We start from the raw sequence: 21,560 nt of genomic DNA on the forward strand, positions 1-21,560 counted from the left end.
TCAATGCATCGGCGACGGCCTGGCCGCCTTCGGTCTCGGAGATCGCATCCGCCGTCACCTTTTCCGCTGCCGCGTCGAAGGGCGCGGCCTCGGCCTCGGTCAGGGTGATGATCTCCTTGCCGGCGGTCGCGGCGAAATCGGCAAAGCCCTTTTCGGCCACGGTCAGCTGGACCTTCTGGCCGTCCAGCGAGACCTGCTTGCCAGCCTCGTCGATGACCTGTTGCTGTTCCGGCGACAGATCGGCATAGGCGTCGCGGTTCATCAGGATGAAAAAGGGCGAATTCGTCGTTTTCATCCCTTTGGTGACGTAATTGGCGACCTCGCCCAGCTTGAAGGCGTTGACCGCGGTGCCGTCGATCATGGCGCCGTCGATGACGCCGGTCTGCAAGGCGTTGTAGATCTCCGATACCGGCATCGAGACCGGAGTCGCGCCCCAGGCCTCGACCAGCAGGCCGGTATTGCGCGAGGGGACGCGGATCTTCATGCCCTTGACGTCGTCGAGGCTGCGCACCGGCTTGGCACGGGTAAAGAGCACGTTCTCGGCGCTGGACCACAGGCCCACCAACTTGACCCTACGGTAGTCCGGGGCAAGCACGTCCAGGTGCTGCCACAGAGTCCGGGTGCCGTCGGTCTCGTTCAGGAGGCCGGGCAGTTCGGCGGTCAGGGTCAGCGGGAATTGCGAGGCGGTATAGCCGGGCAGCGAAACCGCCAATTCGGCCACGCCGTCTACGACCCGGGAATATTGCTCGACCGGGCCGGCGCCCAACTCGCCGCCATTGTAAAGCTTGACGGTCAGCGCGCCCTCGGTGCCCTGCTGGACGGCTTGGGCGAAAGGTTCGAAGGCCCCCTCCACATAGGGATGCGTCGACGCCATGTAATTGGCGAGCTTGAGCGTTTCCGCCATTGCTGCCGAAGACAGCAGCGACAGCGACAGCGTGGCAAGCGTCAGCATATGCTTCATGTGATCCTCCCGGATTGCAGGGCATGTCTGCCCATCTGGCTCGGGGATAAGGCCGAAAGAGGGCTAGGCGCCAATTCAAAGGCCGGGCGCTGGCATAAATTTATGCTATAGAAACGAGACACTGTTTCAGCTGCACTATCCTTGCGGCCGGCTGGGGTTGTGGCAGTCACGGCCGGCGCAAGAGCCGCAATAGCAAAAACTTATCAAGCCGGCCGTGCTTCCAATTTGAACCGGGGGCCGCAGGGACCGAAACTGGCGGCAACCGGAACGGAGAAACCGCATGTCCAAGACTGCCCTTGTCATATCCGCCCATGCCGCCGATTTCGTCTGGCGCTGCGGCGGTGCCATCGCACTGCATGCCGAGAAAGGTTATGAGGTCACCGTCGTCTGCCTGTCCTTCGGCGAACGCGGCGAAAGCGCCAAGCTGTGGAAAGAGCCCGGCATGACGCTGGAGGGCGTGAAATCGGCCCGCCGCAAGGAATCCGAAAAGGCCGCGCAGGCGCTGGGGGTGCACGACCTGATCGAATTCGACCTGGGTGATTATCCCCTGCACCTGGCGCAGGACGACAAGTTCCGCCTGGTCGAGGTGATCCGCAAGGTGCAGCCCGATTTCATGCTGAGCCACAGCCAGTTCGATCCCTACAACACCGACCACATGTATGCCACCCAAGTGGCGCTGGAATGCCGGATGATCGCCCAGGCCTGGGGCCATGAGCCCGGCCAGAAGGTGCTGGGTGCGCCGCAGCTCTATCTGTTCGAGCCGCACCAGACCGAGCAGATGGGCTGGAAGCCCGACACCTTCCTCGACATCACCCCGGTCTGGGACAGGAAGCGCGCCGCCATCGAATGCATGGAGGGGCAGGAACATCTGTGGGACTATTACACCCGCGTCGCCCAGAACCGCGCCAACCACTTCATGCGCAACTCGGGCGGCCAGTCCGGCGGGCGCAAGGCGCTTTACGCCGAGGGTTTCCAGTCGGTGTTCCCCAGAACGGTGGACGAACTGTGAGCGAACATTGCATGGACATCGCGCATCTCGCCCATGTCGAGATGCTGACCGACCGCTTCGAGGACAGCCTCGACTTCTTCACCCGCATCTACGGGTTGAAGCTGTCGGGCCGGGACGCGGACAGCGCCTATCTGCGGGCTTGGGACGACTATGAACACGCCTCGCTGAAGCTGACGCGGGCCGACCGCACCGGCGTCGGCCACATCGCCTATCGCGCCGCCAGCCCCGAGGCGCTGGAGCGCCGGGTGAAGGCCATCGAGGCGTCGGGCTACAAGACCCAGGGCTGGGTCGAGGGCGACCAGAGCCACGGCCGCGCCTTCCGCTTCGAGGATCCCTTCGGCCATGTCTTTGAAATATATTACGATACCGTCTGGTATCAGCCGCAGGACGAGGCCGAGCGCGCGGCGTTGAAGAACACGGCCAGCGCCTTCACCGGCGCGGCGCCGCGCCGGCTCGATCACCTGAATCTGCTGGCCGAGGATGTCACCGAGTTCCGCCGCTTCATGGAAACCTGCCTGGGCAGCCGGGTCACGGAATATATCCAGCTGGACAACGGCCGCATCGGCGGCTGCTGGTTCACCGTCAACAACAAGACCTATGACCTGGCCTGCACCGAGGAGCATGGCGGGGGCATGGGCCGGCTGCACCACGTCACCTATGCCACCGACCAGCGCGAGGACATCCTGCGCGCCGCCGACACCTTCCTGCAGAACGGCGTCCATATCGAGACCGGCCCGCATAAGCACGCCATCCAGGGCACCTTCTTCCTGTATGTCTGGGAACCGGCCGGCAACCGGGTCGAACTGGCGAACGCGGGCGCGCGGCTGATCCTGGCGCCCGACTGGCAGCCGGTGGTCTGGACCGAGGCCGACCGCCGGAAGGGCCAGGCCTGGGGGCTGAAGACCATCGAGACATTCCACACCCACGGCACCCCTCCGGTGCGGAAAGGCTGAGCCATGGCAAAAGTCGTCCAGAACATCCAGCGCGCCGATCCGGCCGTGATCGCCGGGCTTGCCGAGGCAGGCGTCGCCACCGTCCACGAGGCGCAGGGCCGCTTCGGCTGCCTTGCCAGCCACATGCGGCCGATCTGGGCCGGGGCGCGGATCGCCGGATCGGCGGTGACGATCAGCGCGCCGCCCGGCGACAACTGGATGCTGCATGTCGCCATCGAGCAATTGCAGGCGGGTGACATCCTGGTGCTGGCCCCGACCTCGCCCTGCGACAACGGCTATTTCGGCGACCTGCTGGCGACCAGCGCCATGGCGCGGGGCTGCCGCGGGCTGGTGATCGATGCCGGCGTGCGCGACCTGCGCGACTTGACGGCGATGGGCTTCCCGGTCTGGTCCAGGGCGGTCAGCGCCCAGGGCACGGTCAAGGAGACGCTCGGCTCGGTCAACGTGCCCGTGGTTTGCGCCGGGCAGCTGGTCGAGGCGGGTGACGTGATCGTCGCCGATGACGACGGCGTCTGCGTGGTGCGCCGTGCGGATGCCGAGGCGGTGCTGGCCGCCGCCCGCAAGCGCATGGCGGCCGAAGAAGCCAAGCGCGCGCGGCTTGCGGCGGGCGAACTGGGCCTCGACATCTATGACATGCGGCCAAGGCTGGAAGCCAACGGGCTGAAATATGTCTGACGCGGCAGGGGGCGCTCGCGCCCCCTCTTGCCCGTGCCGGGCAATTCACCCCCGAGGATATTTGGACAAGAAAGAACGAGGGCGGAATGGACAATGACGGCATCCCCTGCCTGTGGATGCGCGGCGGCACCTCGAAGGCGGCCTGCTTCCTCGCCTCCGACCTGCCCGTCGAACCGGCGGCGCGCGACGCGCTGCTGTTGCGGATCATGGGCAGCCCGGATCCCCGCCAGATCGACGGCATCGGCGGCGCCGATCCGCTGACCTCGAAGGTGGCTGTGCTGGCGCCGTCGTCGCGGCCGGATGCCGATGTCGATTACCTGTTCCTGCAGGTCTTCGTCGATCAGGCGCTGGTCTCGGATGCGCAGGGCTGCGGCAATATCCTCGCGGCTGTCGGCCCCGCCGCCATCGAGCGCGGGCTGGTGGTCGCAACGCAGGGGGAAACCCCGGTCCGCATCCACATGCTGAACACCGGCGAGGTCGCCCTGGCCCGCGTGCAGACCCCTGGCGGGCGCGTGACCTATGTGGGCGGGGCCGCCATTGACGGCGTTCCCGGCACCGCCGCGCCGATCCCGCTGCTGTTCCAGAACATCGCCGGCTCGCTCTGCGGGGCGCTGCTGCCGACGGGTCGGGCGGTGGATGTGATCGAGGGCGTCGATTGCACGCTGATCGACAACGGCATGCCCTGCGTCGTCATGCGCGCCGATGCCTTCGGCCTGACCGGACAGGAAAGCCGAGAGGAACTGGATGCGAGCGAGGCGCTCAAGGCCCGCATCGAGGCGATCCGGCTGAAGGCGGGGCCGCTGATGAACCTGGGCGAAGTGGCAGAGAAATCCGTGCCCAAGATGGTGCTGGTTTCGGCCCCCCGAACGGGCACAATCAACACCCGCAGCTTCATCCCGCATCGTTGCCACGCCTCGATCGGGGTGTTCGCGGCGGTCAGCGTGGCCACGGCCTGCACCTTGCCGGGATCGCCCGCCGCCGGGCTCGCACAACTGCCGCCGGACGGCCGCTTCCTCATCGAGCACCCGACCGGCGCCGCCGAGGTGCTGCTGGAACAGGACGCCGCCGGCCGGGTCACCGCCGCAGGCACCATCCGCACAGCGCGCAAGCTGATGGATGGACATGCATATCCGTCCCCAGGAGTGATGACACCATGACCGACGTTTTCCTCTGCGACTATATCCGCACGCCCATCGGCCGCTTCGGCGGCGCGCTGGCCCCGGTCCGCGCCGACGACCTGGGCGCCATCCCGCTGCGGGCGCTGATGGCCCGCCATGTCGGTCTCGACTGGCAGGCGGTCGACGATGTGATCTATGGCTGCGCTAACCAGGCCGGCGAGGACAACCGCAACGTCGCCCGCATGTCCTTGCTGCTGGCGGGTCTGCCGCTGGAGGTGCCGGGCACGACGATCAACCGGCTCTGCGGCTCGGGCATGGATGCGGTGCTGGTCGCCGCGCGCCAGATCGCCGCGGGCGAGGCCGAGCTGATGATCGCCGGCGGCGTCGAGTCGATGTCGCGCGCGCCCTTCGTGCTGCCCAAGGCCGAGACCGCCTTTTCCCGCCATGCCGAGATCGAAGACACCACCATCGGCTGGCGCTTCGTGAATCCGGCGATGCAGGCGGCCTATGGCACCGATTCCATGCCGCAGACCGGCCAGAACGTCGCCGACGACTATGGCATCTCGCGCGAGGCGCAGGACGCGATGGCGCTGGCCTCGCAAGCCAAGGCCGCGGCGGCCATCGCCAGCGGCCGGCTGGCGCAGGAAATCACCCCGGTGACGATCCCGCAGCGCAAGGGCGAGCCGGTGGTCGTGGATACCGACGAGCATCCCCGCGCCACCACGGCCGAGGCGCTGGCCAAGCTGCGGCCGCTGTTCCCGAACGGCTCGGTCACGGCGGGCAATGCCTCGGGGGTGAACGACGGGGCGGCGGCGCTGATCCTGGCCTCGGAGGCGGCGGCGAAGAAGCACGGCCTGACGCCCATCGCCCGGGTGCTGGGCGGCGCGACGGCGGGCGTGCCGCCTCGCATCATGGGCATCGGCCCGGCGCCAGCCAGTCAGAAGCTGATGGACCGGCTGGGCCTGACCCAGGCCGATTTCGACGTGATCGAGCTGAACGAGGCCTTCGCGGCTCAGGGAATCGCCACGCTGCGCCAGCTGGGCATTGCCGACGACGACCCGCGGGTGAACCCGAACGGCGGCGCCATCGCACTGGGGCATCCGCTAGGCATGTCGGGCGCCCGCATCACCGGCACCGCGGCGCTGGAACTGGCCCGGACCGGCGGGCGGCGCGCCCTCGCCACCATGTGCATCGGCGTCGGCCAGGGCATCGCCGTGGCGCTGGAGAGGGTATGAACCGGGCTCGGGCTGACTGACAGGAGGGCCTCGCGATGAACGACCACCCCAGACTGACCTCGCTGGCGCATGGCGGCGGCTGCGGCTGCAAGCTGGCGCCCTCGGTGCTGCGGGAGTTGCTGGCGGGCCAGCCGGTGGCGCAGGCCTTTCCGCAGCTGCTGGTCGGGACCGAGACCTCGGACGACGCGGCGGTCTATCAGGTGGACGAGAACACCTGCGTCATCGCCACCACCGATTTCTTCATGCCGATGGTGGACGACCCGCGCGCCTTCGGCCGCATCGCCGCGACCAATGCGATCTCCGACATCTATGCCATGGGCGGGCGGCCGATCATGGCGCTGGCGATCCTGGGCATGCCCATCGACAAGCTGGCACCCGAGCAGATCCGCGAGATCCTGGAGGGCGGGCGCGAGATCTGCCATCAGGCCGGCATCCCGGTCGCCGGCGGCCATTCCATCGACGCGCCCGAGCCGATCTATGGCCTCGCGGTGATCGGCCTCTGCCACCCGTCCGAGCTGCGCCGCAATGCCGATGCGCGGCCGGGCGACGCGCTGATCCTGACCAAGGGGCTGGGCGTCGGCATCTATTCCGCCGCGATCAAGAAGGGCGCGCTGGACCAGGCCGGCATCGACGAGATGGTCGCCTCGGCCACCACGCTGAACAAGGTCGGGGCCGATCTGGCCAAGCGGGCCGATGTGCATGCCCTGACCGACGTGACCGGCTTCGGCATCCTGGGCCACGGGCTGGAAATCGCCCGCGGCGCCGGGCTGCGGCTGCATCTGGAGCAGGCGGCGCTGCCCTTGCTGAGCCGCGCGGCGGAGCTGGCCGAGGCGGGATTCGTCACCGGCGCCTCGGTGCGGAACTGGGCCGCCTATGGTGCCGAGGTGGCGCTGCCCGAGGGCCTGGCCGATTGGCGCCGGCATCTGCTGACCGACCCGCAGACCTCGGGCGGGCTGCTGGTCGCCGTGGCCCCCGAGGCGGCCGAGGCGGTGCTGGCGCAGATTCATGCCGCCGGTCATCCGCTGGCCGCCGTGGTCGGGTATTGCGCGGCGGGCGAGCCGGGAATCGCCGTCGCCTGACGATCAAGCCGCGCAGGACTGGAGCGACCGGCATGGGATTCCGTGATCAGCGTTCTGTGGAAGGGGATCTTGGCGGTTATCTTGTATCCGACGCCCCGTCCCGCGATGTGGTTCGTTCTGCCAAAATCGCCGGAGTAGCTGGAAATACAGCCGGACCGCGTTAAGGTCATGGCCGGAATGGGCTTGTGAACCCAGCGTGGCTGGCTGGATCTAGCCCGGCGTGGATAAAACAGCACGGCGTCGGCCGGCACGGCGGAAGCATCGAGGAGAAAGCAATCGGACTCCGTCGGGCTCGCGGTGATGGAGGAAGGGCAGGGAATGTACGCCCGCTATTGCGAACTCCGGACCAGACCGGATCACGTTGCAATCAGGCGCTTAATATACATCCTGAAATGACCTTGCCCGCCGCAATGACGCGGCGGGCACATTTATCGCATGGCGCGGGCTTAGGTCATGTTGACAAATGGCGGAGCCAGAGGCGGATCGACGTGATATCGATGAAGCCAAGGAAGCTTTCGGCGGTCTTGTCGTAGCGGGTGGCGACACGGCGAGCGTTCTTGAGCTTGTTGAAGCACCGCTCGACAAGGTTCCGCAGCCGGTAGAGCCTGCGATCGACAGCGACACGGAGCCTGCGAGACTTGCGCATCGGGACCACCGGCAGGATGCTACGCGCCTCCATGGTTTTGCGAACCTTGTCGGAGTCATAGCCGCGATCGGCCAGCAGGATGCAAGGCTCCGGCAGGTTGTCGTCCATGACCAGATCAAAGCCCAGGTAGTCCGATGTCTGGCCCGGCGTGATGTCCGACCTCATTGGCAGCCCGGCAGCATTGACGCGCAGGTGGACCTTGGTCGTGAAACCACCTCTTGAACGGCCAAAACCCTGTCTTGGAGTCCCCCTTTTGCGCCCGCTGCCTGATGATGGGCGCGGATCACGGTGCTGTCGATCATCTGGAGCGCATCCGGCACGATCCGACTTTCGTTCAGCGCTTCGAGGATCTGCTCCCACAACCCCGCCAGGGTCCAGCGCCGGAACTGGCGGTAGACACTGGACCACTTCCCGAACTCTTCTGGGAGGTCGCGCCAAGGAGAGCCGGTCCGCGCGATCCAGAAAATCCCATCAAGAACAAGGCGGTGATTTGCGGGCTTGCGCCCGTTCGGGGCGCGCACGGCCAGAATGAAGCGCTCATGAAACGCCCATTCCTCGTCCGACATCAGGTCTCGTGCCAAGCTGGTCTCCATTGCAGGTACCAGCTTGAATCACGATCAGGCCACCCTGTGAATCCCTTTTGTCAACACCACCTAGGCCATTTCGAGCACTTTTTCTTCACCGTCCTTCAGCATTGCGCTCCAGTTCTGCGGCAGCTCGACCTGCTTGGTGACGGGAAAGCCGATATAGCCGTTGGACGAGCCGATCATGACATGGTCGCGGGCCGGGTCGCCGGCGACGACGATCAGGAAATCCTCGGGCTTCGAGACCATCTGGATATCACGCTCGACATCCATCGAGGTGCCCAGCTGCTCGGGCCAGTTGCCGTCGTTGATCCCCTTGTAGAAGCGATTCAGGATCATGCCCGACAGCCGGCTGACGCGCAGCTTGGCGTTTTCGTAAAGATGCTTGCGGACCTTGTCCTTGGTCCAGCCCTGCGCAACCAGCGCCTTCATGATCAGTGGCGTGATGATGATCGTCGGCCGCGTGACCATGCCGCGGAAGAAGAACTGGATGAACATGTTGTTGTCGGCCATGCGGGCCTCGATGTTCTTCAGGATCTGCTCGGCCTTGGGATCGCCAACCTCGATGGCCTGGGTCATCTCGGTGCAGGCGGTGATGGTCACGGCGTTCTCGCCGCGCTTCAGCCCTTCGTCCTGGCCATGCGTCGGCCAGCCAGCTTCGGCGCAGGCGGCTTCGTCTTCGGCGACGACGATGCGGAAGTTGCCGCCATAGCAGCCCTTGTCGGCCTTGCCGGGCAGGAAGCCGCCGATGTTGCGCAGATACATCCGCCAGAAGCGCCCGATCGAAGTATTGGCCTGGAAGCCCGGCCGCAGCAGGCCCTGGCCGTGGTTGAACTTCAGATCCTTGATCATCTGGCCGTTGACGATGATCAGCGTTTCGGTGCCAGGGGTCTGACCCAGGTGCTCGACGCCGAATTGTGGGTCCAGCATGGCTTCGACGATCGCCAGCAGGACCGGCATGTATTCCGGCCGGCAACCGGAGAGAACGCCGTTGACCGCCACCGACCAGACGGTCGCCTCGCGGTTGTCGGGAAGGACATGGCCCAGCACTTCCGCGGGATCGCGGTCGGTGAACTTCAGGAACTCGCCCACGGCCTCCAGCGTCGGAGGCACCACCGGCAGTCCTTCCGACCATTCGTTCTTCAGGAAATGCTGCTGCACCTGGTTGTAATTGCCGGTAAAGACGATCTCGCGCTGGCTGTATTCGGCGTCCAGCGCCTCCTCGGGCGGCTGCACGGTCAAGCCGCGGATGACCTGGTCGAGCATGACGGTGGCGGCGTTGCGGTCCAGTTCCTCGTCGGTGACGAAGTTTACATGGCCGGGGTGAACGGTATAGGGCAGGTTCGGCATCTGCAGGCCTTTGGCCGTCATCTTGCCCTGCATCTCGAAGCCGGAGCAGATCATCGAGACCGTAGGAATTCCCATCTTCTCGACATGAATCGCTGCGCGGGTCACGCCCGCCGTGCAGGAACCGCAGCAGCCGACCCCGACCAGCGCGGCATCGACGCCGAACCTGGCGAATTTCTCAGGCAGTTCCTCCAGCACCTTGCGCTCGTTATGGCCGTGGATCTCTCCGAATTCGCGCCAGGAAACGAAGTTGATGCCGGGGTAGCGCTTCTTCAACTCGCGCTCCCAGACTTCGAACATCTTGTCGCCCTTGAAGATCCAGTCCCAAAGCTGGGCAATGGTCTTGCCTTCGAGCGTCTCGAGGCGGCGCGCAAGGCGGGTGCCGTCCTGGAATTGCCGGCTGCGCGGCCAGACCACGTCGTATCTGTTGAGGTCCATATCTCTCTCCCTAGGTTCGATGGGCTTCGGCGACAGGCGCGACGGAGCAGGCGGGCAAGCCGCCGACAGATCCATCTGCCCCTTGGCGGGGCATGCCTGACTGGGTCGGTTCGTCAAAGCGGGTGAACAATCTCTCTCCGCCGACATGCCCGAGGATAGGGCCGCAGCGGTCGATCACAAGCGTCGCGCTGTGAAATTCGTTGCGATATTGTGATGGAAGCCGATTTGGATTGGCCTAGGCCGGGTGCTTTGCTTCGCGGCACTGCGGATGAAGAGCCGGGTTATAGCAGAGCTATTCAGGAAAAATTAAGTCATAACCGTATCTTATACTATTGTCTTTGCGAACGGTATCCTTAGCGCTTCTGTGCGTTCCGATTGAAAATTTGTGATACCAGGTAGGCATGAACCGGTCCTTCTGCCTATCGTGCCCCATCGCGCCGACACCGGGCGCGGCGTCCATCAGCAGCCAGGGAGAGAGACATGGGCTACACATCCGAAGATATCACGAAATTGAAAAGGCAAGACCGCTTCGCGGGCCAGATCCTGGCCGAACAGGGGCAGGTGAAGGATCTGGCGCGCGAGGAGATCATCGTCCATGTCGGCAAGCCGGCGGGCTCGGTCACCGGCTGGGTCGGCCCTGTCTTCTGGCAAGTCTGGGTCGAGACCGCGGATCCTGCCGGCACCGTCCGCGCCCGCATCGATCGCGGCGCGGCGGAAAAGCTGCAGCTGGAGGCCAGCCTGCCGCTCGACAAGCTGCTCGATACGGCCAAGGACCAGGCGATCGCCAAGGCGCAGGACTTGCGGGCGGCGCAGCTCGCCGCCGCGCAGGAGCGCGAAGCGGCACTTGCCGCCTCTGCCTGATCCGGCTGGATCGTCGGCCGACCATCCCGCCGCGCACCGCGGCGGGACTTCCTGTTTCCAGCGAGGAGAGCGTGATGGATTCCTTTGACGTGATCGTGATCGGGCAGGGATATGCGGGGCTGTGCGCGGCCCGGTTGGCCTGCGAGCAGGGACTCAGCGTGGCGACCTTCGAGCGCGAGATGGCGGGCGGGGCGGTGATGACCGTGCTGGGGCTCGACCCCTCGCCGGAATCCTTCACATCTTCCGGGCCGGACCTTGGCGCCTTGATCGCCATGCAGAACATGGACCTGGGTGCGAAGCCGTTTTTCGACGCGGCGACCGGGCTTCTGCCACGGCCGGGGGGCGGCTGGGACGTCATCTCACCACATGGCGTTTATGCGGCCCGACATGTGGTCATGGCGACCGGCGCGAAACCACGCAAGCTGGGCATTCCGGGCGAGCGCGAGCATGAGGGCAAGGGCGTCTCGCATTGCGCCGATTGCGACGGCCCCCGCGTCGCTGGGCACGAATGCATCGTGGTCGGCTCGGGCGATGCGGCCTTTCAGGAAGCGGCGATTCTGGCGCGCTTCGCCCGTGCCGTCACCATCGTGATGCGCGGAGCGGCGCCGAAGGCCAGGCCTGACCTGGTCGAAAAGGCGCTGGCCGGCGGTCGGGCCCGCATCTTGGCCGGCACGAGGGTCACGGCGATCCTCGGTAACGGGCTTCAGGTGACCGGTGCGCGGCTGGAAGGAGGTGAGGGAGTCCGAGAACTTTGCTGCAAAGGCGTTTTCGTCTTTATCGGTTCGGTGCCGAACTGCGGCCTTTTGCCAGCCTTGGTTGCACGCGACGGGCAGGGCGGGCTGCTGGTGGATGCCGATGGTGCGACCGGCCTGCCCGGGCTCTGGGCCGTCGGCGCGGTGCGCAGCGGTTTTCCCGGGGGGCTGTCGCAAGCGGGTGCCGACGCCAGCCGGGCCATCGGCGCCCTGAGGCGCGGCGGGTGAGGATGCCGCACCCCGTCCTTGATGCTCCTGGGGCCTTCGCCAGTGATACCGCCGACCGGCTTTTCGCCCATCTTGGTGCGTTGCTCATGGTTTCCGCCGTTGCCGAGCGCCGCAGCGTGACGGGCGCAGCCGAAGCGCTGTTCAAATCCGCCTCGGCCGTGACGCGGGGAGTGGCCGAGATCGAGCAGATCCTGGGTCTGCCGCTGTTCGAGCGCGGTGGCTCTGGTTTCGTGCTCAACGGCTATGGCCGCGTGCTTCTTGCGCGCCTGGCTCGGATCGAGGCGGAAATTGCTGCTGCCCAGGCCGATATCGGCCGGATGAATGGCCGCAGCGGTCGGGTCCATGCCGGGGCCCTGCGACACATGCTGCGCAGCGGGCGCAAGCTGCTTTTGCTGATTCATGTGTCGGATGCCCGATCGGTCTCGGGGGCGGCGCTGACGCAGGGCATCAGTCAGTCGGGGGTCAGCATGTCGCTTGGACGGATCGAGGAAACGCTGGGAGTCCGGCTGTTCTACCGCAGCATCCAGGGCATGACCCCGACGGATGCGGCGGCGCGGTTGATCCTGCGCGCGCGCCGGATGCGGGCCGAGTTGCGCCATGCCTTGTCCGACCTGGCCTCCTTTGCCGGAGAGCCGGTCGGCACGGCGGTCATCGGGGCACTGCCGCTGGCAAGGACCGAGATTCTGCCGCGCGGCATCGGCGATTGCGTCGCCCGGCATCCCGGTGTCCAGGTCGACGCCATCGAAGCGCCGGGCGAGACGCTGATCTCGCGGCTCCGCGCGGGCGAGATCGATATCGTGCTGACGGTGCCCGGCAGGGATTTCGATGCCAAGGGGCTGGTGGCCGAACCGCTTTTCGCCGACCGGTTGATCATGGTGGCGGCGGCCGATCACAGGCTGGCCGCGCGGGCCGGGCTGGGCTTGGCCGAGATCGCGGATGAGCCCTGGATCCTGCCGGCCGCTCATTCGGTCAGCCGGGGCCTGTTCGAACGCCAGTTCCTCAGGCTTGGCCTGAAGCCCCCGCAACCTGCCGTTCAGACCGCCGATCTGGCCCTGATCCGCCGGTTGCTGGCCGAAAACGGCATGCTGGCCTTTACCTCCCATCAACTGGTCGCGGCCGAGATCGGCTCGGGGACCATGGTCTGCCTGGACGTGCAGGCCGACAGGATCGCGCGAGAGGTCGTGATGCTGCGTCGCGAGGGAGCGATGCTTTCGCCGGCAGCACGCACCCTGATCGAGGCGATTGGCAAGGCTGCCCGTCCTTTTGGCGCCGACCCTGGGAACAAGTCAGTCTAATCCGGCGTGCCCTTTAACCCACTCTGCCAATAGCCCGGCGACTTGAGCCAGGTCTGCGGGTGCTGCCGTTCCTTCAGAAAGTGATCGCGCAGCGCCCGTGCGACCCCGGCTTCGGCGGCGATCCAGACGAAGCCCTTGCCCGGAGGCAAGTCCAGCTTGCGCGCCGCCTCGAGCAGATGGGAGGGATTCGCCGCCTCCGAAAGCGGACGGTAAAGCCAATGCGCGCGATGCCGGGCCCGGGTGGCGAAGGCCTGCTCATCCTCGGCGGACGGAACGCTGGCCAGCGTGATGACCGGCGTGTCCGCCGGCAATTCCTCGACCCGGCGACCGATTGCGGGCAGGGCGGTCTCGTCGCCGATCAGAAGCCACCAGTCGAACAGCGGTGCCACGACCGCCGAGCCGCGTGGCCCGCCGATTTCCAGGCTGTCGCCAGGTTGGGCCGCCAAGGCCCAATCCGTGGCCGGCCCGGCGGCGTGAATGGCGAAATCCAGTGTCAGCGTCCGGGCCTTGGGGTCGAAATGGCGCGGCGTGTAGTCGCGCGACACCGGCACGCCATGGCAGGAAAGGAACAGCTTGACGTGATCGTCCGGTGCCAGGCTGACAAAGTCGTGCAGCGCCTCGCCGCCCAGGACGATGCGGATCATGGACGGGGTCAGGCGCCGGACCTGCTGGACGGTCAGCAGCCGGCGCCGGCTTTCGTGTCGGTGCCGGGTGACGATCGGTCCGCTATCTTCCATGGTCCGTCCTTTCGGGATTACGCAAAGGCCATGCAGCCGGCATGGGCGCAGGGTTGGCGGCGCCCTTCGCCGACAGGCAACCCGTCCTTGTTCAGCGGCCAGACCGCGATCTCCTGGCTGACCACGGCGGCGACCAGAAGATGCGCTCCGTCGGGCGAAAGCGCGATGGCGCGCGGGTTTTCGACATGCAAGGGCCGGGTGTCGATCGGCTCGGGGCGGCCATCGGGATGCAGAAGGCAGGTGGTCAGGGCCTCGGGGCCGCGCAGCAGCAGGTAGAGCCGGCTGCCGTCGGCGCTGATCGCCATGTCCGAGGGCATAAGCGCGGGCTGCGGTCCCGCGGACGGCGCCCAGGGGGCGATGGCGGCGATCCGCTCCAACTCTCCATCCGCGCTCCAGCGATAGGCGTGCAGCAGGGGGGCGGTTTCGAAATTGGCGTAGAGCACCGGCAGGCGGGGATGGGTCAGGCAGCTGCGCGGCGAACTGCCCGGCGGGGCGGGGATGTCCCGGACAGGGTGCAGCGTTTCCCCCGCCTGCCGCAGCAGCGTGACCTGGTCGCCGCCCTTGTCGCAAATGGCAAAGAGATCCGTGCCGGGAAGCTGGCGGATGCAATGCAACTGCGAATGGGTCTGGTCCGGCAGGGCGCCCCGACCGTCGTGGGGGCGAACATGGCAAGGCGGCTGGATGCGCCCGGCATCGTCCAGGGGAAACATCACCGTCGCGGCTTCATCGTATTCCAGGACGATTTCATAGCCCTGCGCGGTCTTGCGGGTGCGGGTGACCGGGGTATGACCGGTGTGATGCACCACCAGCAGGTGCCGGCCCTCTGCGTCCAGCGTGGCGTGACAGGGCAGCGTTCCGAAACTGGGACTGCGCGAGATCTCGGTTAGCGCGCCGGTCTCGGGGTCGATGCGAAAGGCGGCGATCATGCCGCCGCCGCCACGCTTTCGGTCGGGCAGGGTCATTGCCTCATGCAGCGCGTAGAGCACGCTGCGCCTGGCGTCATGCAGCAGATAGCCGACCGACAGTTCGGGGGCGACGCGGCCGACCGCGGCGACAGCGCCGGTCTCGCAGTCGAAACGGTGGATCCCGATGCCGAATTCGCCGGCGGGGGGCGGCGACCACGAGGACGGCCCCTTGCGCCGGCTGCCGACATACAGGAAAGCCGGCCGCATCAGCGCCCGGTCCCGTTCAGCTCGGCCAGGCTGCGGCCCTCCGCGACCAGCTGTTCCAGCAGCGGCGGAATGCTCCAGCAAGCGGGGTCGGCCAGCGCTAGGTCGCGGAGTTCGTCGAGCACCTGAGACAAGCCCCATTCGTCCGCTTGCAGCATCGGGCCGCCGCGCCAGCGCGGGAAGCCGTAGCCATGCACCAGCACCAGGTCGATATCGGCCGGACGGCGAGCGATACCCTCGCGGACAATGTCGCAGCCTTCGGCGATCATCGCCAGCACCAGCCGACGCGCGATCCCTTGCGGCCCCTGCTGCAAGGGCGCGATGCCGCTTTCCTGCGCGACCTGCGCGATCAGGGCCGCAACCTCGGGCGAGGGGCTGGGGGCGCCGTCCACGTAATCGAACCATCCGCGGCCGTTCTTGCGCCCCAGCCGGCCCAGCTCTTCGACCATGCGGTCGGGCAAGCCGGTTTCGCGCGGCGAAAGCGGCAGGCCGGCGCGGCGCTTGCGCTGACGGTTGGCATGGGCGATGTCGAGCCCCGACAGATCCTGCGCGGCATAGGGGCCCATCGCCATGCCGTAATCGGCCATGGCCGCGTCCACATCGGCCGGTTGGGCGCCGCGCAGAAGCGCGCCGTCGGCTTCTTGGCGATAGCGCATCAGGATGCGATTGCCGATGAAGCCGTCGCAGACCCCGGCCTCGACGGCGATCTTGCCCAGCCGCTTGGTCAGCGCGAAGGCGGTAGTCAGGCTCTGGGCCGAGGTTTCCGAGGCCCGGATCACCTCGACCAGCCGCATCAGATGGGCGGGTGCGAAGAAATGCAGCCCCAGGCAGCGCTCGGGGTGCGCCAGGCCGGCAAAGATCGCGTTCACGTCCAGGTAGGACGTATTCGTGGCCAGCAGCGTTTCCGGCGGCAGATCGCGAGCCAGCCGGGCGAAAAGCGCCCGCTTGGCATCGAGATCCTCGTAGATCGCCTCGATGGCCAGATCGACCGGGGACAGGGCTTCGCCGCCATGAAGGAAGCGGAGACGCGCGAGCTGCTGCTCTGCCTCATCCCGGGCCATCTTGCCGCGGCCGACCGCCTCGTCGAAGAGCTTGCGCAGGTTCGCTTTCGCGCGATCGCTCGCGGCCTCGTCATGCTCGAGCAGCGCGATTTCCAGCCCGGCGCCCTGCAGGGCATAGGCGATCGCCGCCCCCATGGTGCCGCCGCCCGCGACCAGCGCGGTCTTCAGCGGCGCGGGGGTCAGCCGGGCGACGGCGGGCGCCGCACCGGCGCTGCGTTCGGCAAAGAAGACGTGCCGCAGCGCGCGGGCCTGCGGCGAGGCCCGTAGCTCCAGGAAAGCGGCGCGCTCTTGCGCCAGACCTTCCGCCAGCGGCAGGCGGGCAGCGGCTTCGACCAGTTCGATCGCCTTCAGCGGCGCGACCTGGGCCCGCAAGCGCTTGCGCGCGTGAAGCCGGGCGGCCTCGCCGGCATCCGGTGCGGGGGCAGGGCAGGGCAGGTCGTCCAGCGCCAGCCGCGCCAGCAGCGCTGCGTCCAGCGCCAGCGCGGCGGCCAGGGGATCGTCGGAGAGGGCATCGACCAGCCCCAGCCGGGCGGCCTCGGCGCCCTTGACCAGCCGGCCGGTCGAGATGAGCGGCAGCGCCGCCTCGACGCCGATCAGTCGCGGCAGGCGCTGGGTGCCGCCCGCGCCGGGCACTACGCCCAGCGTCACCTCGGGCAGGCCGACCAGGGCGTGGGGCGTGGCAATGCGGGCGCGGCACGCCAGCGCGATCTCGAACCCGCCGCCAAGCGCCGCGCCGTTGATCGCGGCGATGGCCGGCAGGGCCGAAAGCCGCGCCAGCACATCCGGCAGTTGCGGGTCCAGCGCCGGCCCGTCGAATTCGCGCGTATCGGCGCCGGCGACAAAGGCGCGGCCGGCGCCGGTCACGATCACGCGGTCGGCCTCGCCGCCCCCGAGCGCCTTCGCGGCTTGGTCGCAGGCGTCGAGCAGCGCGGCGCGGACCGCCTGACCCAGCACGTTCACCGGCGGATTGTCGATGGTGATGACGAAGGCGCGATCCTGCAGCCCCGTCCGGACAGGCATTGCCGTCGGCTCGGTCATGGGCTTAGTCCTTGGCCAGGAAGGCTTCGACGGCGCTGCGATGCTCGGCCGAGCTGTAGCAGATCGCCTGGCTGCGCCCACCGAGTTCGAAGATCTCTTCCAACCCGGTCTCGTAGCTTTCGTTGAGGATGGTCTTGCCAAGCGCCATTGCGGTCAGCGAGCCCCGGCTGAGCTCATGCGCCCAGCCAAGGGCGGTCTCCATCAGCGCCTCGGGCGCGGCCGAGCGATCCGCAAGACCGATGCGCAGCGCCTCTTCGGTCGCCACGCGGCGGCCGGAATAGATCAGGTCCTTGGCGCGGGCCAGTCCGACGCGCCGGGGCAGCAGATAGAGGCTGCCGCCATCCGGGATCAGGCCGCGCAGCATGTAGCTGATGGCGAAAAAGGCGCTGTCCGAGGCCAGCACGAAGTCGCAGGCCAGCGCCAGATCGGCGCCCAGGCCGACTGCCGGGCCGTTCACGGCAGCGATCACCGGCTTGTGGAATCCGTGAATGCGCGCGATCGCCTTGTGGGTGCGGATCTGGCGGCGGAAGCCGTTGAAGGCGATCTGCCCCGCCGGCGCATCCAGCCGGGCCCGCATGGCGGCGATGTCGCCGCCCGCGCAAAAGCATTTTCCGGCGCCGGTCACGACCACGGCGCGCACATTCTCATCAGCCTCCAGCGCGTCCAGCCGTTCGAGCAGGGCCTCGCGCATCGCGTCGTCGATGGCATTGCGGCTCTCGGGCCGATTGAGGGTCAGCACGGCGATATCGTTATGCAGCTGGTATGCGACAGCCTCGGTTCCACGCATTCCTGTTCTCCTCTGGGCTGGCCGTTTGCCGGTTTTGCCTATACCCATTCAGCCGAAAGTGGGCTGCCAAATTGGTTATGGCGCTGTCGACTTGTGTTATCATCACCAGGGAGGGGGGCAGATGAGAGACGATATCGATACCGCCGAAACCGACGGGGCCCAGCTGCATACGATCCGAATCTTCCTCAGCGTTGCCGGGGAGGAGAGCATCGCGCGGGCGACGCGAATCCTCAACAAGGCCCCTTCGGCCGTCTCGCGTGCGGTGGCGGAACTGGAAAAGAGCATCGGCATGTTCTTGTTCGATCGCGGGGCAAGAGGCATCCAGTTGAACGACTATGGTCAGCTGGTGCTGGCCCGCGCGCGGCGTATCCGGGCGGAACTGGCCGAGGCCGCCGCCGATCTAGCGCGCATGAAGCCACGCAAATCCGCCGCCTCCCCCAGCGCGATCGAGCACCTGCTGTTCAACAACCGCAAGCTGATGCTGCTGATCCATCTTGTCGAAACGCGCAAGATTTCTGCGGCGGCCGAACGGCTGGGCATCACCCAGTCGGGCGCCAGCATGTCGCTGGGCCGGATCGAGGCGGCATTGGGCGCGACCCTGTTCCATCGCGGCCTGCAAGGCGTCATTCCGACCGAGACGGCCAACCGCGTGGCGATCCGGGCAAAGCGCGTCTTCGCGGAATTGCGCCACATGGCGCTGGATGTCACCACGGTCTCGGGCGATTACGCCGGAACGGTGGTGATCGGCACGCTGCCGCTGGGGCGCACGCGGGTGTTTCCGATGGCGATTGCCGATGCGATCTCGCGCCATCCGGGCATCCGCGTGACCACCATCGACAGTCCGTTCCACCAGCTCATCGACGGGCTGCGCTCGGGCGAGATCGACGCCAGCCTGGGCGTGCCACGCAAGGAGACGGATTTCACCGGGCTCGTGATCGAGCCGCTGTTCGCCGACCGGCTGACCGTGCTGGCAAGGCGGGGGCATCCGCTGGCCGGAAAGCCGATCAGCCTTGCCGAACTTGCCCGCAGGCAATGGATCCTGCCCTGGCACAGTTCGCCCAGCCGGGCGCTGTTCGATGCGCAATTCCTGGAGGCCGGGATCGCCCCGCCGCAGGCCAGCATCGAATCCGCCGATCTGGCAGTGGTGCGCCAGCTGCTGGCCAGCAGCGACGCGCTGGCGCTGGCCTCGGCCAGGCAGATGGAGGTCGAGCTGGAATCCGGCGCGCTGGTCGAACTGGATGCCGGCTTTACCGGGATGGAACGCCAAGTCTGCCTGATGCTGCGGGAAGGGGCGATGCTGTCGCCGGTGGCCATGGTGCTGGTCGATGCGCTGCGCGGGCAGGCTGCGGCGCTTCAACGCGAGGCCTGACCCCCGGGGCGCTTGCGACGGCTGCGCGGCCGCTCGAAAAACAGCTTGCGCGGCAGCCCCGCCTCGGCCAGCGCGGCGCGCTGGAAGGCGGCGTCCAGATCGGCGACGATGCGGCGCCTGTCGCCCCGGCGCAGGGCGATGCCGGTGCGGTCGAAGAATTCCAGCACCTCGATCAGCAGGTTGCGGCCCAGACCTGTGCGGTCGCGCAGCCTTGCCACGTCGAACCCCGCCTTCGATTGACCGCTCAACGCGCTGGCGTTGGCCGCGATCTCGCGAAGCGCGCTGTCGAGCATGTGGCGCGTGGCCAAGATGCGCCAGATCTCCATGCGGCCGCGATGTTCGAACAGCTGTTCGGCGATGGCGGCTTCCGGGATGCGGCTGGCATCGGCCAGTTCCCGCAACCCGAAGGACGAACGCCCAAGGACCGCTGCCGCGGCCAGGATGCGCTGCCATTGCGCCTCCGATCCGGGCGGAACTGGCGGCGCATGGTCGGGCCGATGCACGAAATTGCCGCGCACCGCCAGTCTGCCCTGCTCTCGCAGCCGTTGCAGGATGGTGCGGCGCATCTCGCGCGACAGGCGAAAGGGCAGGTCGGCCAGCACCGCCGCGACCGGCCGCCCGGCAAGCGCGGGCTGGGCGGCATGGAAGCTGTCGAGGCCGGCGATCATCGCCGCCTCGGCCCGCTCGGCGGTTCGGACCGATAGCGCGAGGCGGCCGCCGGGACCGCAGCGGACCACGTCGGCGTCGGACAGCAGCGTCTCGATGCGCGGCTGGGCGAGATTGCGGCGCAGGGCAAAGGCGCCCGCATCGACCTCGGTGCCAGGCCGGGCCAGCAGGTCGCGAAACCCGGCGCCGGGATCGGGGCGGCGCAGGGCAGCCCAGAGCGGCTCGGGGTCGTCGTCGCGGCGCCGGCGATGGGGCGCCAGCGGATCGACGACCTGGCCGCCGGCCAGCGTTTGCCGGGCGGCGGCATCGCGCAGCACGAAGGCGTCGCCCGCGACGGCGCAGACCGGGCGGGCCGTGACCAGATGGGCGACGCCGCTTTCCCCGGCGGTCAGCGTCGAATGGCCATGCAGCAGGACGCGGCAGGGCATGTCGGTCGTGCCGATGTGCAAATGCATCTGGCTGTTGTGGCGGATGCCGTTTGCGACCGCGCCCGAAATCCGCAGATCCACCGTCAGCCGTTGCGAGGCACAAAGCTGGCCCGGCGCCAGCAGCCAGTCGCCGCGGCGCACCTGGTCGAGCGCCACCCCGCGCAGGTTGATGGCGCACCGGTCGCCCGCGACGGCGCGCGGAACCTGGCGCCCAGCGGCTTGCAAGCCGCGCACCCGCACCGTTTCACCCGAGGGCGCGAGGATCAGCTCGTCTCCGACGGCAACGGCGCCGTCCCTGATCGCCCCCGACACGACCGTGCCCGCCCCCGGCACCGTGAAGGCCTTGTCGATGGCCAGACGAAAGCCGAGCCCGGCTTCCTTATCGGGCTTGGGTCGCGTGGCGGCCTGGCGCAACAGCCGGGCGAGCGCGTCGATGCCAGCCCCCGTGGCGGCGCTGACCGGCAGGATCGGGCAGCCCGCCAGCGCGGTGCCGACAAGAGTCCGGGTGATTTCGCGGTCCAGCAAGGCGATCCGTTCGGGATTCGCCAAATCGGACTTCGTCAGCGCGACGACACCCTGCCGGATGCCCAGCAAGTCCAGGATGTCGAGATGTTCCAGCGTTTGCGGCATGATGCCATCATCAGCGGCAACGACCAACAGGGCGAAATCGGCCGCGCCGGCACCGGACAGCATGGTCGGGATGAAACGCTCATGCCCGGGCACATCGACGAAGCCGACGGTCCCGGCCACGTCGGTCCAATAGGCAAAGCCCAGGTCGATCGAGATGCCGCGCGCCTTTTCCTGCGGCAGGCGGTCCGTCTCGGTGCCGGTCAGGGCACGGATCAGCGCGGTCTTGCCGTGATCTACGTGACCCGCGGTAGCGATCAGGAACATGCTTCGACTTCCGTTATTGCCTCGGCCCCGGAAGGCCGCCGTTCATTGATGCCCGTCAGCGGGCGACGGCACCGACTCGCGCCGAAAGCCGTGCAGCCGTTGGGCTCGTGCCGCGATTTTCGCAGAAGCGCGCATGATGGCAGGGTCTCGTTTCGTGATACCTGCTTCGCGGATGACGACTTTGCGGGCAGGATGGCGGCATGGAGGATTCGGCCTGCCGCCTGCGGGCC

Annotated in this window: 17 protein-coding genes and 1 pseudogene; 10 read left to right on the top strand and 8 right to left on the bottom strand. The window is 67.6% G+C overall.

The genetic code is table 11. The annotated features are described in order from the left end of the window. Positions 1-88 precede the first annotated feature (88 nt). Positions 89-961, bottom strand: a pseudogene (locus tag ASV56_RS16095) (TRAP transporter substrate-binding protein); the annotation flags it as partial. 280 nt (positions 962-1,241) lie between these two features. Here ASV56_RS16095 and ASV56_RS16100 point away from each other — a divergent pair. The 6 genes from ASV56_RS16100 to selD all read left to right on the top strand — a co-directional run bounded on the left by ASV56_RS16100 (position 1,242) and on the right by selD (position 7,030). Continuing rightward, a complete protein-coding gene (locus ASV56_RS16100; RefSeq protein WP_062562995.1) occupies positions 1,242-1,970 on the top strand; it encodes a PIG-L deacetylase family protein in 729 nt (242 codons plus the stop codon). Between the two features lie 11 nt (positions 1,971-1,981). Further along, positions 1,982-2,923, top strand: a complete 942-nt coding sequence (locus ASV56_RS16105; protein WP_062562996.1) for a VOC family protein — start codon at positions 1,982-1,984, stop codon at positions 2,921-2,923. A 3-nt stretch (positions 2,924-2,926) separates the two neighbouring features. Beyond that, positions 2,927-3,598 carry a 4-carboxy-4-hydroxy-2-oxoadipate aldolase/oxaloacetate decarboxylase gene (locus ASV56_RS16110; protein ID WP_062562997.1) on the top strand — a complete coding sequence of 224 codons (672 nt, stop codon included), beginning with the start codon at positions 2,927-2,929 and terminating at the stop codon, positions 3,596-3,598. A gap of 86 nt (positions 3,599-3,684) precedes the next feature. Then, positions 3,685-4,755: a 4-oxalomesaconate tautomerase gene (locus tag ASV56_RS16115; RefSeq protein WP_062562998.1), complete on the top strand. Its 1,071-nt coding sequence runs from the start codon at positions 3,685-3,687 to the stop codon at positions 4,753-4,755. Then, complete coding sequence (pcaF, locus tag ASV56_RS16120; RefSeq protein ID WP_062562999.1) at positions 4,752-5,951, top strand: 3-oxoadipyl-CoA thiolase; 1,200 nt, start codon at positions 4,752-4,754, stop codon at positions 5,949-5,951. Before ASV56_RS16115 ends, pcaF begins: the two co-directional genes overlap by 4 nt. A 35-nt stretch (positions 5,952-5,986) precedes the next feature. Next, positions 5,987-7,030, top strand: coding sequence for a selenide, water dikinase SelD (gene selD, locus ASV56_RS16125; protein ID WP_062563000.1), 1,044 nt, complete (start codon positions 5,987-5,989; stop codon positions 7,028-7,030). Between the two features lie 451 nt (positions 7,031-7,481). Here selD and ASV56_RS22970 read toward each other — a convergent pair. Both ASV56_RS22970 and ASV56_RS16140 read right to left on the bottom strand, forming a co-directional pair. Then, a protein-coding gene (locus ASV56_RS22970; protein ID WP_123130128.1) for an IS5 family transposase occupies positions 7,482-8,269 on the bottom strand; the annotation gives its coding sequence in 2 pieces (ribosomal slippage) (positions 7,482-7,933 and positions 7,933-8,269; 789 coding nt in all). A 60-nt stretch (positions 8,270-8,329) separates the two neighbouring features. Continuing rightward, complete coding sequence (locus ASV56_RS16140) at positions 8,330-10,045, bottom strand: UGSC family (seleno)protein (protein WP_062563001.1); 1,716 nt, start codon at positions 10,043-10,045, stop codon at positions 8,330-8,332. Between the two features lie 480 nt (positions 10,046-10,525). Here ASV56_RS16140 and ASV56_RS24010 point away from each other — a divergent pair, with 480 nt between their 5' ends. From ASV56_RS24010 to ASV56_RS16155, 3 genes are all read left to right on the top strand, one after another. After that, positions 10,526-10,906 carry a hypothetical protein gene (locus ASV56_RS24010; protein WP_062563002.1) on the top strand — a complete coding sequence of 127 codons (381 nt, stop codon included), beginning with the start codon at positions 10,526-10,528 and terminating at the stop codon, positions 10,904-10,906. An 89-nt stretch (positions 10,907-10,995) separates the two neighbouring features. Continuing rightward, positions 10,996-11,886, top strand: coding sequence for an NAD(P)/FAD-dependent oxidoreductase (locus ASV56_RS24015; protein WP_172823784.1), 891 nt, complete (start codon positions 10,996-10,998; stop codon positions 11,884-11,886). An 86-nt stretch (positions 11,887-11,972) separates the two neighbouring features. Continuing rightward, on the top strand, positions 11,973-13,181 hold the full coding sequence (locus ASV56_RS16155) for a LysR family transcriptional regulator (protein ID WP_062563004.1): 1,209 nt from the start codon (positions 11,973-11,975) through the stop codon (positions 13,179-13,181). On the opposite strand, the gene ASV56_RS16160 is transcribed toward ASV56_RS16155, so the two are convergent. The 4 genes from ASV56_RS16160 to ASV56_RS16175 are packed head-to-tail and all read right to left on the bottom strand — an operon-like array spanning position 13,178 to position 17,973. Continuing rightward, a complete protein-coding gene (locus ASV56_RS16160) occupies positions 13,178-13,918 on the bottom strand; it encodes a siderophore-interacting protein (protein ID WP_062563005.1) in 741 nt (246 codons plus the stop codon). The genes ASV56_RS16155 and ASV56_RS16160 overlap by 4 nt on opposite strands. A 17-nt stretch (positions 13,919-13,935) precedes the next feature. Beyond that, positions 13,936-15,090: a lactonase family protein gene (locus ASV56_RS16165; RefSeq protein ID WP_062563006.1), complete on the bottom strand. Its 1,155-nt coding sequence runs from the start codon at positions 15,088-15,090 to the stop codon at positions 13,936-13,938. After that, positions 15,090-17,186 carry a 3-hydroxyacyl-CoA dehydrogenase NAD-binding domain-containing protein gene (locus ASV56_RS16170; protein ID WP_253880085.1) on the bottom strand — a complete coding sequence of 699 codons (2,097 nt, stop codon included), beginning with the start codon at positions 17,184-17,186 and terminating at the stop codon, positions 15,090-15,092. The genes ASV56_RS16165 and ASV56_RS16170 overlap by 1 nt, the downstream gene beginning before the upstream one ends. 4 nt (positions 17,187-17,190) lie before the next feature. Then, entirely contained in the window at positions 17,191-17,973 is a 783-nt protein-coding gene (locus tag ASV56_RS16175; protein WP_062563007.1) for an enoyl-CoA hydratase/isomerase family protein, read from the bottom strand. Between the two features lie 121 nt (positions 17,974-18,094). Between ASV56_RS16175 and ASV56_RS23710 the strand changes: the two genes are divergently transcribed. After that, on the top strand, positions 18,095-19,342 hold the full coding sequence (locus ASV56_RS23710; protein WP_062563008.1) for a LysR family transcriptional regulator: 1,248 nt from the start codon (positions 18,095-18,097) through the stop codon (positions 19,340-19,342). On the opposite strand, the gene selB is transcribed toward ASV56_RS23710, so the two are convergent. Further along, a complete protein-coding gene (gene selB / locus ASV56_RS16185; protein ID WP_062563009.1) occupies positions 19,327-21,330 on the bottom strand; it encodes a selenocysteine-specific translation elongation factor in 2,004 nt (667 codons plus the stop codon). The two genes, ASV56_RS23710 and selB, sit on opposite strands and share 16 nt — an antisense overlap. Positions 21,331-21,560: the final 230 nt, after the last annotated feature.

It is taken from the genome of Paracoccus aminovorans (assembly GCF_001546115.1).
GTDB lineage: Bacteria > Pseudomonadota > Alphaproteobacteria > Rhodobacterales > Rhodobacteraceae > Paracoccus > Paracoccus aminovorans_B.

Bases quoted from the DNA above. Each gene is read 5' to 3' on its own strand.
- ASV56_RS23710 (WP_062563008.1), top strand. From the start codon at position 18,095: ATGAGAGACGATATCGATACCGCCGAAACCGACGGGGCCCAGCTGCAT.
- ASV56_RS16170 (WP_253880085.1), bottom strand. From the start codon at position 17,186: ATGACCGAGCCGACGGCAATGCCTGTCCGGACGGGGCTGCAGGATCGC.
- ASV56_RS16175 (WP_062563007.1), bottom strand. From the start codon at position 17,973: ATGCGTGGAACCGAGGCTGTCGCATACCAGCTGCATAACGATATCGCC.
- ASV56_RS16100 (WP_062562995.1), top strand. From the start codon at position 1,242: ATGTCCAAGACTGCCCTTGTCATATCCGCCCATGCCGCCGATTTCGTC.
- pcaF (WP_062562999.1), top strand. From the start codon at position 4,752: ATGACCGACGTTTTCCTCTGCGACTATATCCGCACGCCCATCGGCCGC.
- ASV56_RS16165 (WP_062563006.1), bottom strand. From the start codon at position 15,090: ATGCGGCCGGCTTTCCTGTATGTCGGCAGCCGGCGCAAGGGGCCGTCC.
- ASV56_RS16110 (WP_062562997.1), top strand. From the start codon at position 2,927: ATGGCAAAAGTCGTCCAGAACATCCAGCGCGCCGATCCGGCCGTGATC.
- ASV56_RS24010 (WP_062563002.1), top strand. From the start codon at position 10,526: ATGGGCTACACATCCGAAGATATCACGAAATTGAAAAGGCAAGACCGC.
- ASV56_RS16140 (WP_062563001.1), bottom strand. From the start codon at position 10,045: ATGGACCTCAACAGATACGACGTGGTCTGGCCGCGCAGCCGGCAATTC.
- ASV56_RS16155 (WP_062563004.1), top strand. From the start codon at position 11,973: ATGGTTTCCGCCGTTGCCGAGCGCCGCAGCGTGACGGGCGCAGCCGAA.
- ASV56_RS16115 (WP_062562998.1), top strand. From the start codon at position 3,685: ATGGACAATGACGGCATCCCCTGCCTGTGGATGCGCGGCGGCACCTCG.
- ASV56_RS16160 (WP_062563005.1), bottom strand. From the start codon at position 13,918: ATGGAAGATAGCGGACCGATCGTCACCCGGCACCGACACGAAAGCCGG.
- selB (WP_062563009.1), bottom strand. From the start codon at position 21,330: ATGTTCCTGATCGCTACCGCGGGTCACGTAGATCACGGCAAGACCGCG.
- selD (WP_062563000.1), top strand. From the start codon at position 5,987: ATGAACGACCACCCCAGACTGACCTCGCTGGCGCATGGCGGCGGCTGC.
- ASV56_RS16105 (WP_062562996.1), top strand. From the start codon at position 1,982: ATGGACATCGCGCATCTCGCCCATGTCGAGATGCTGACCGACCGCTTC.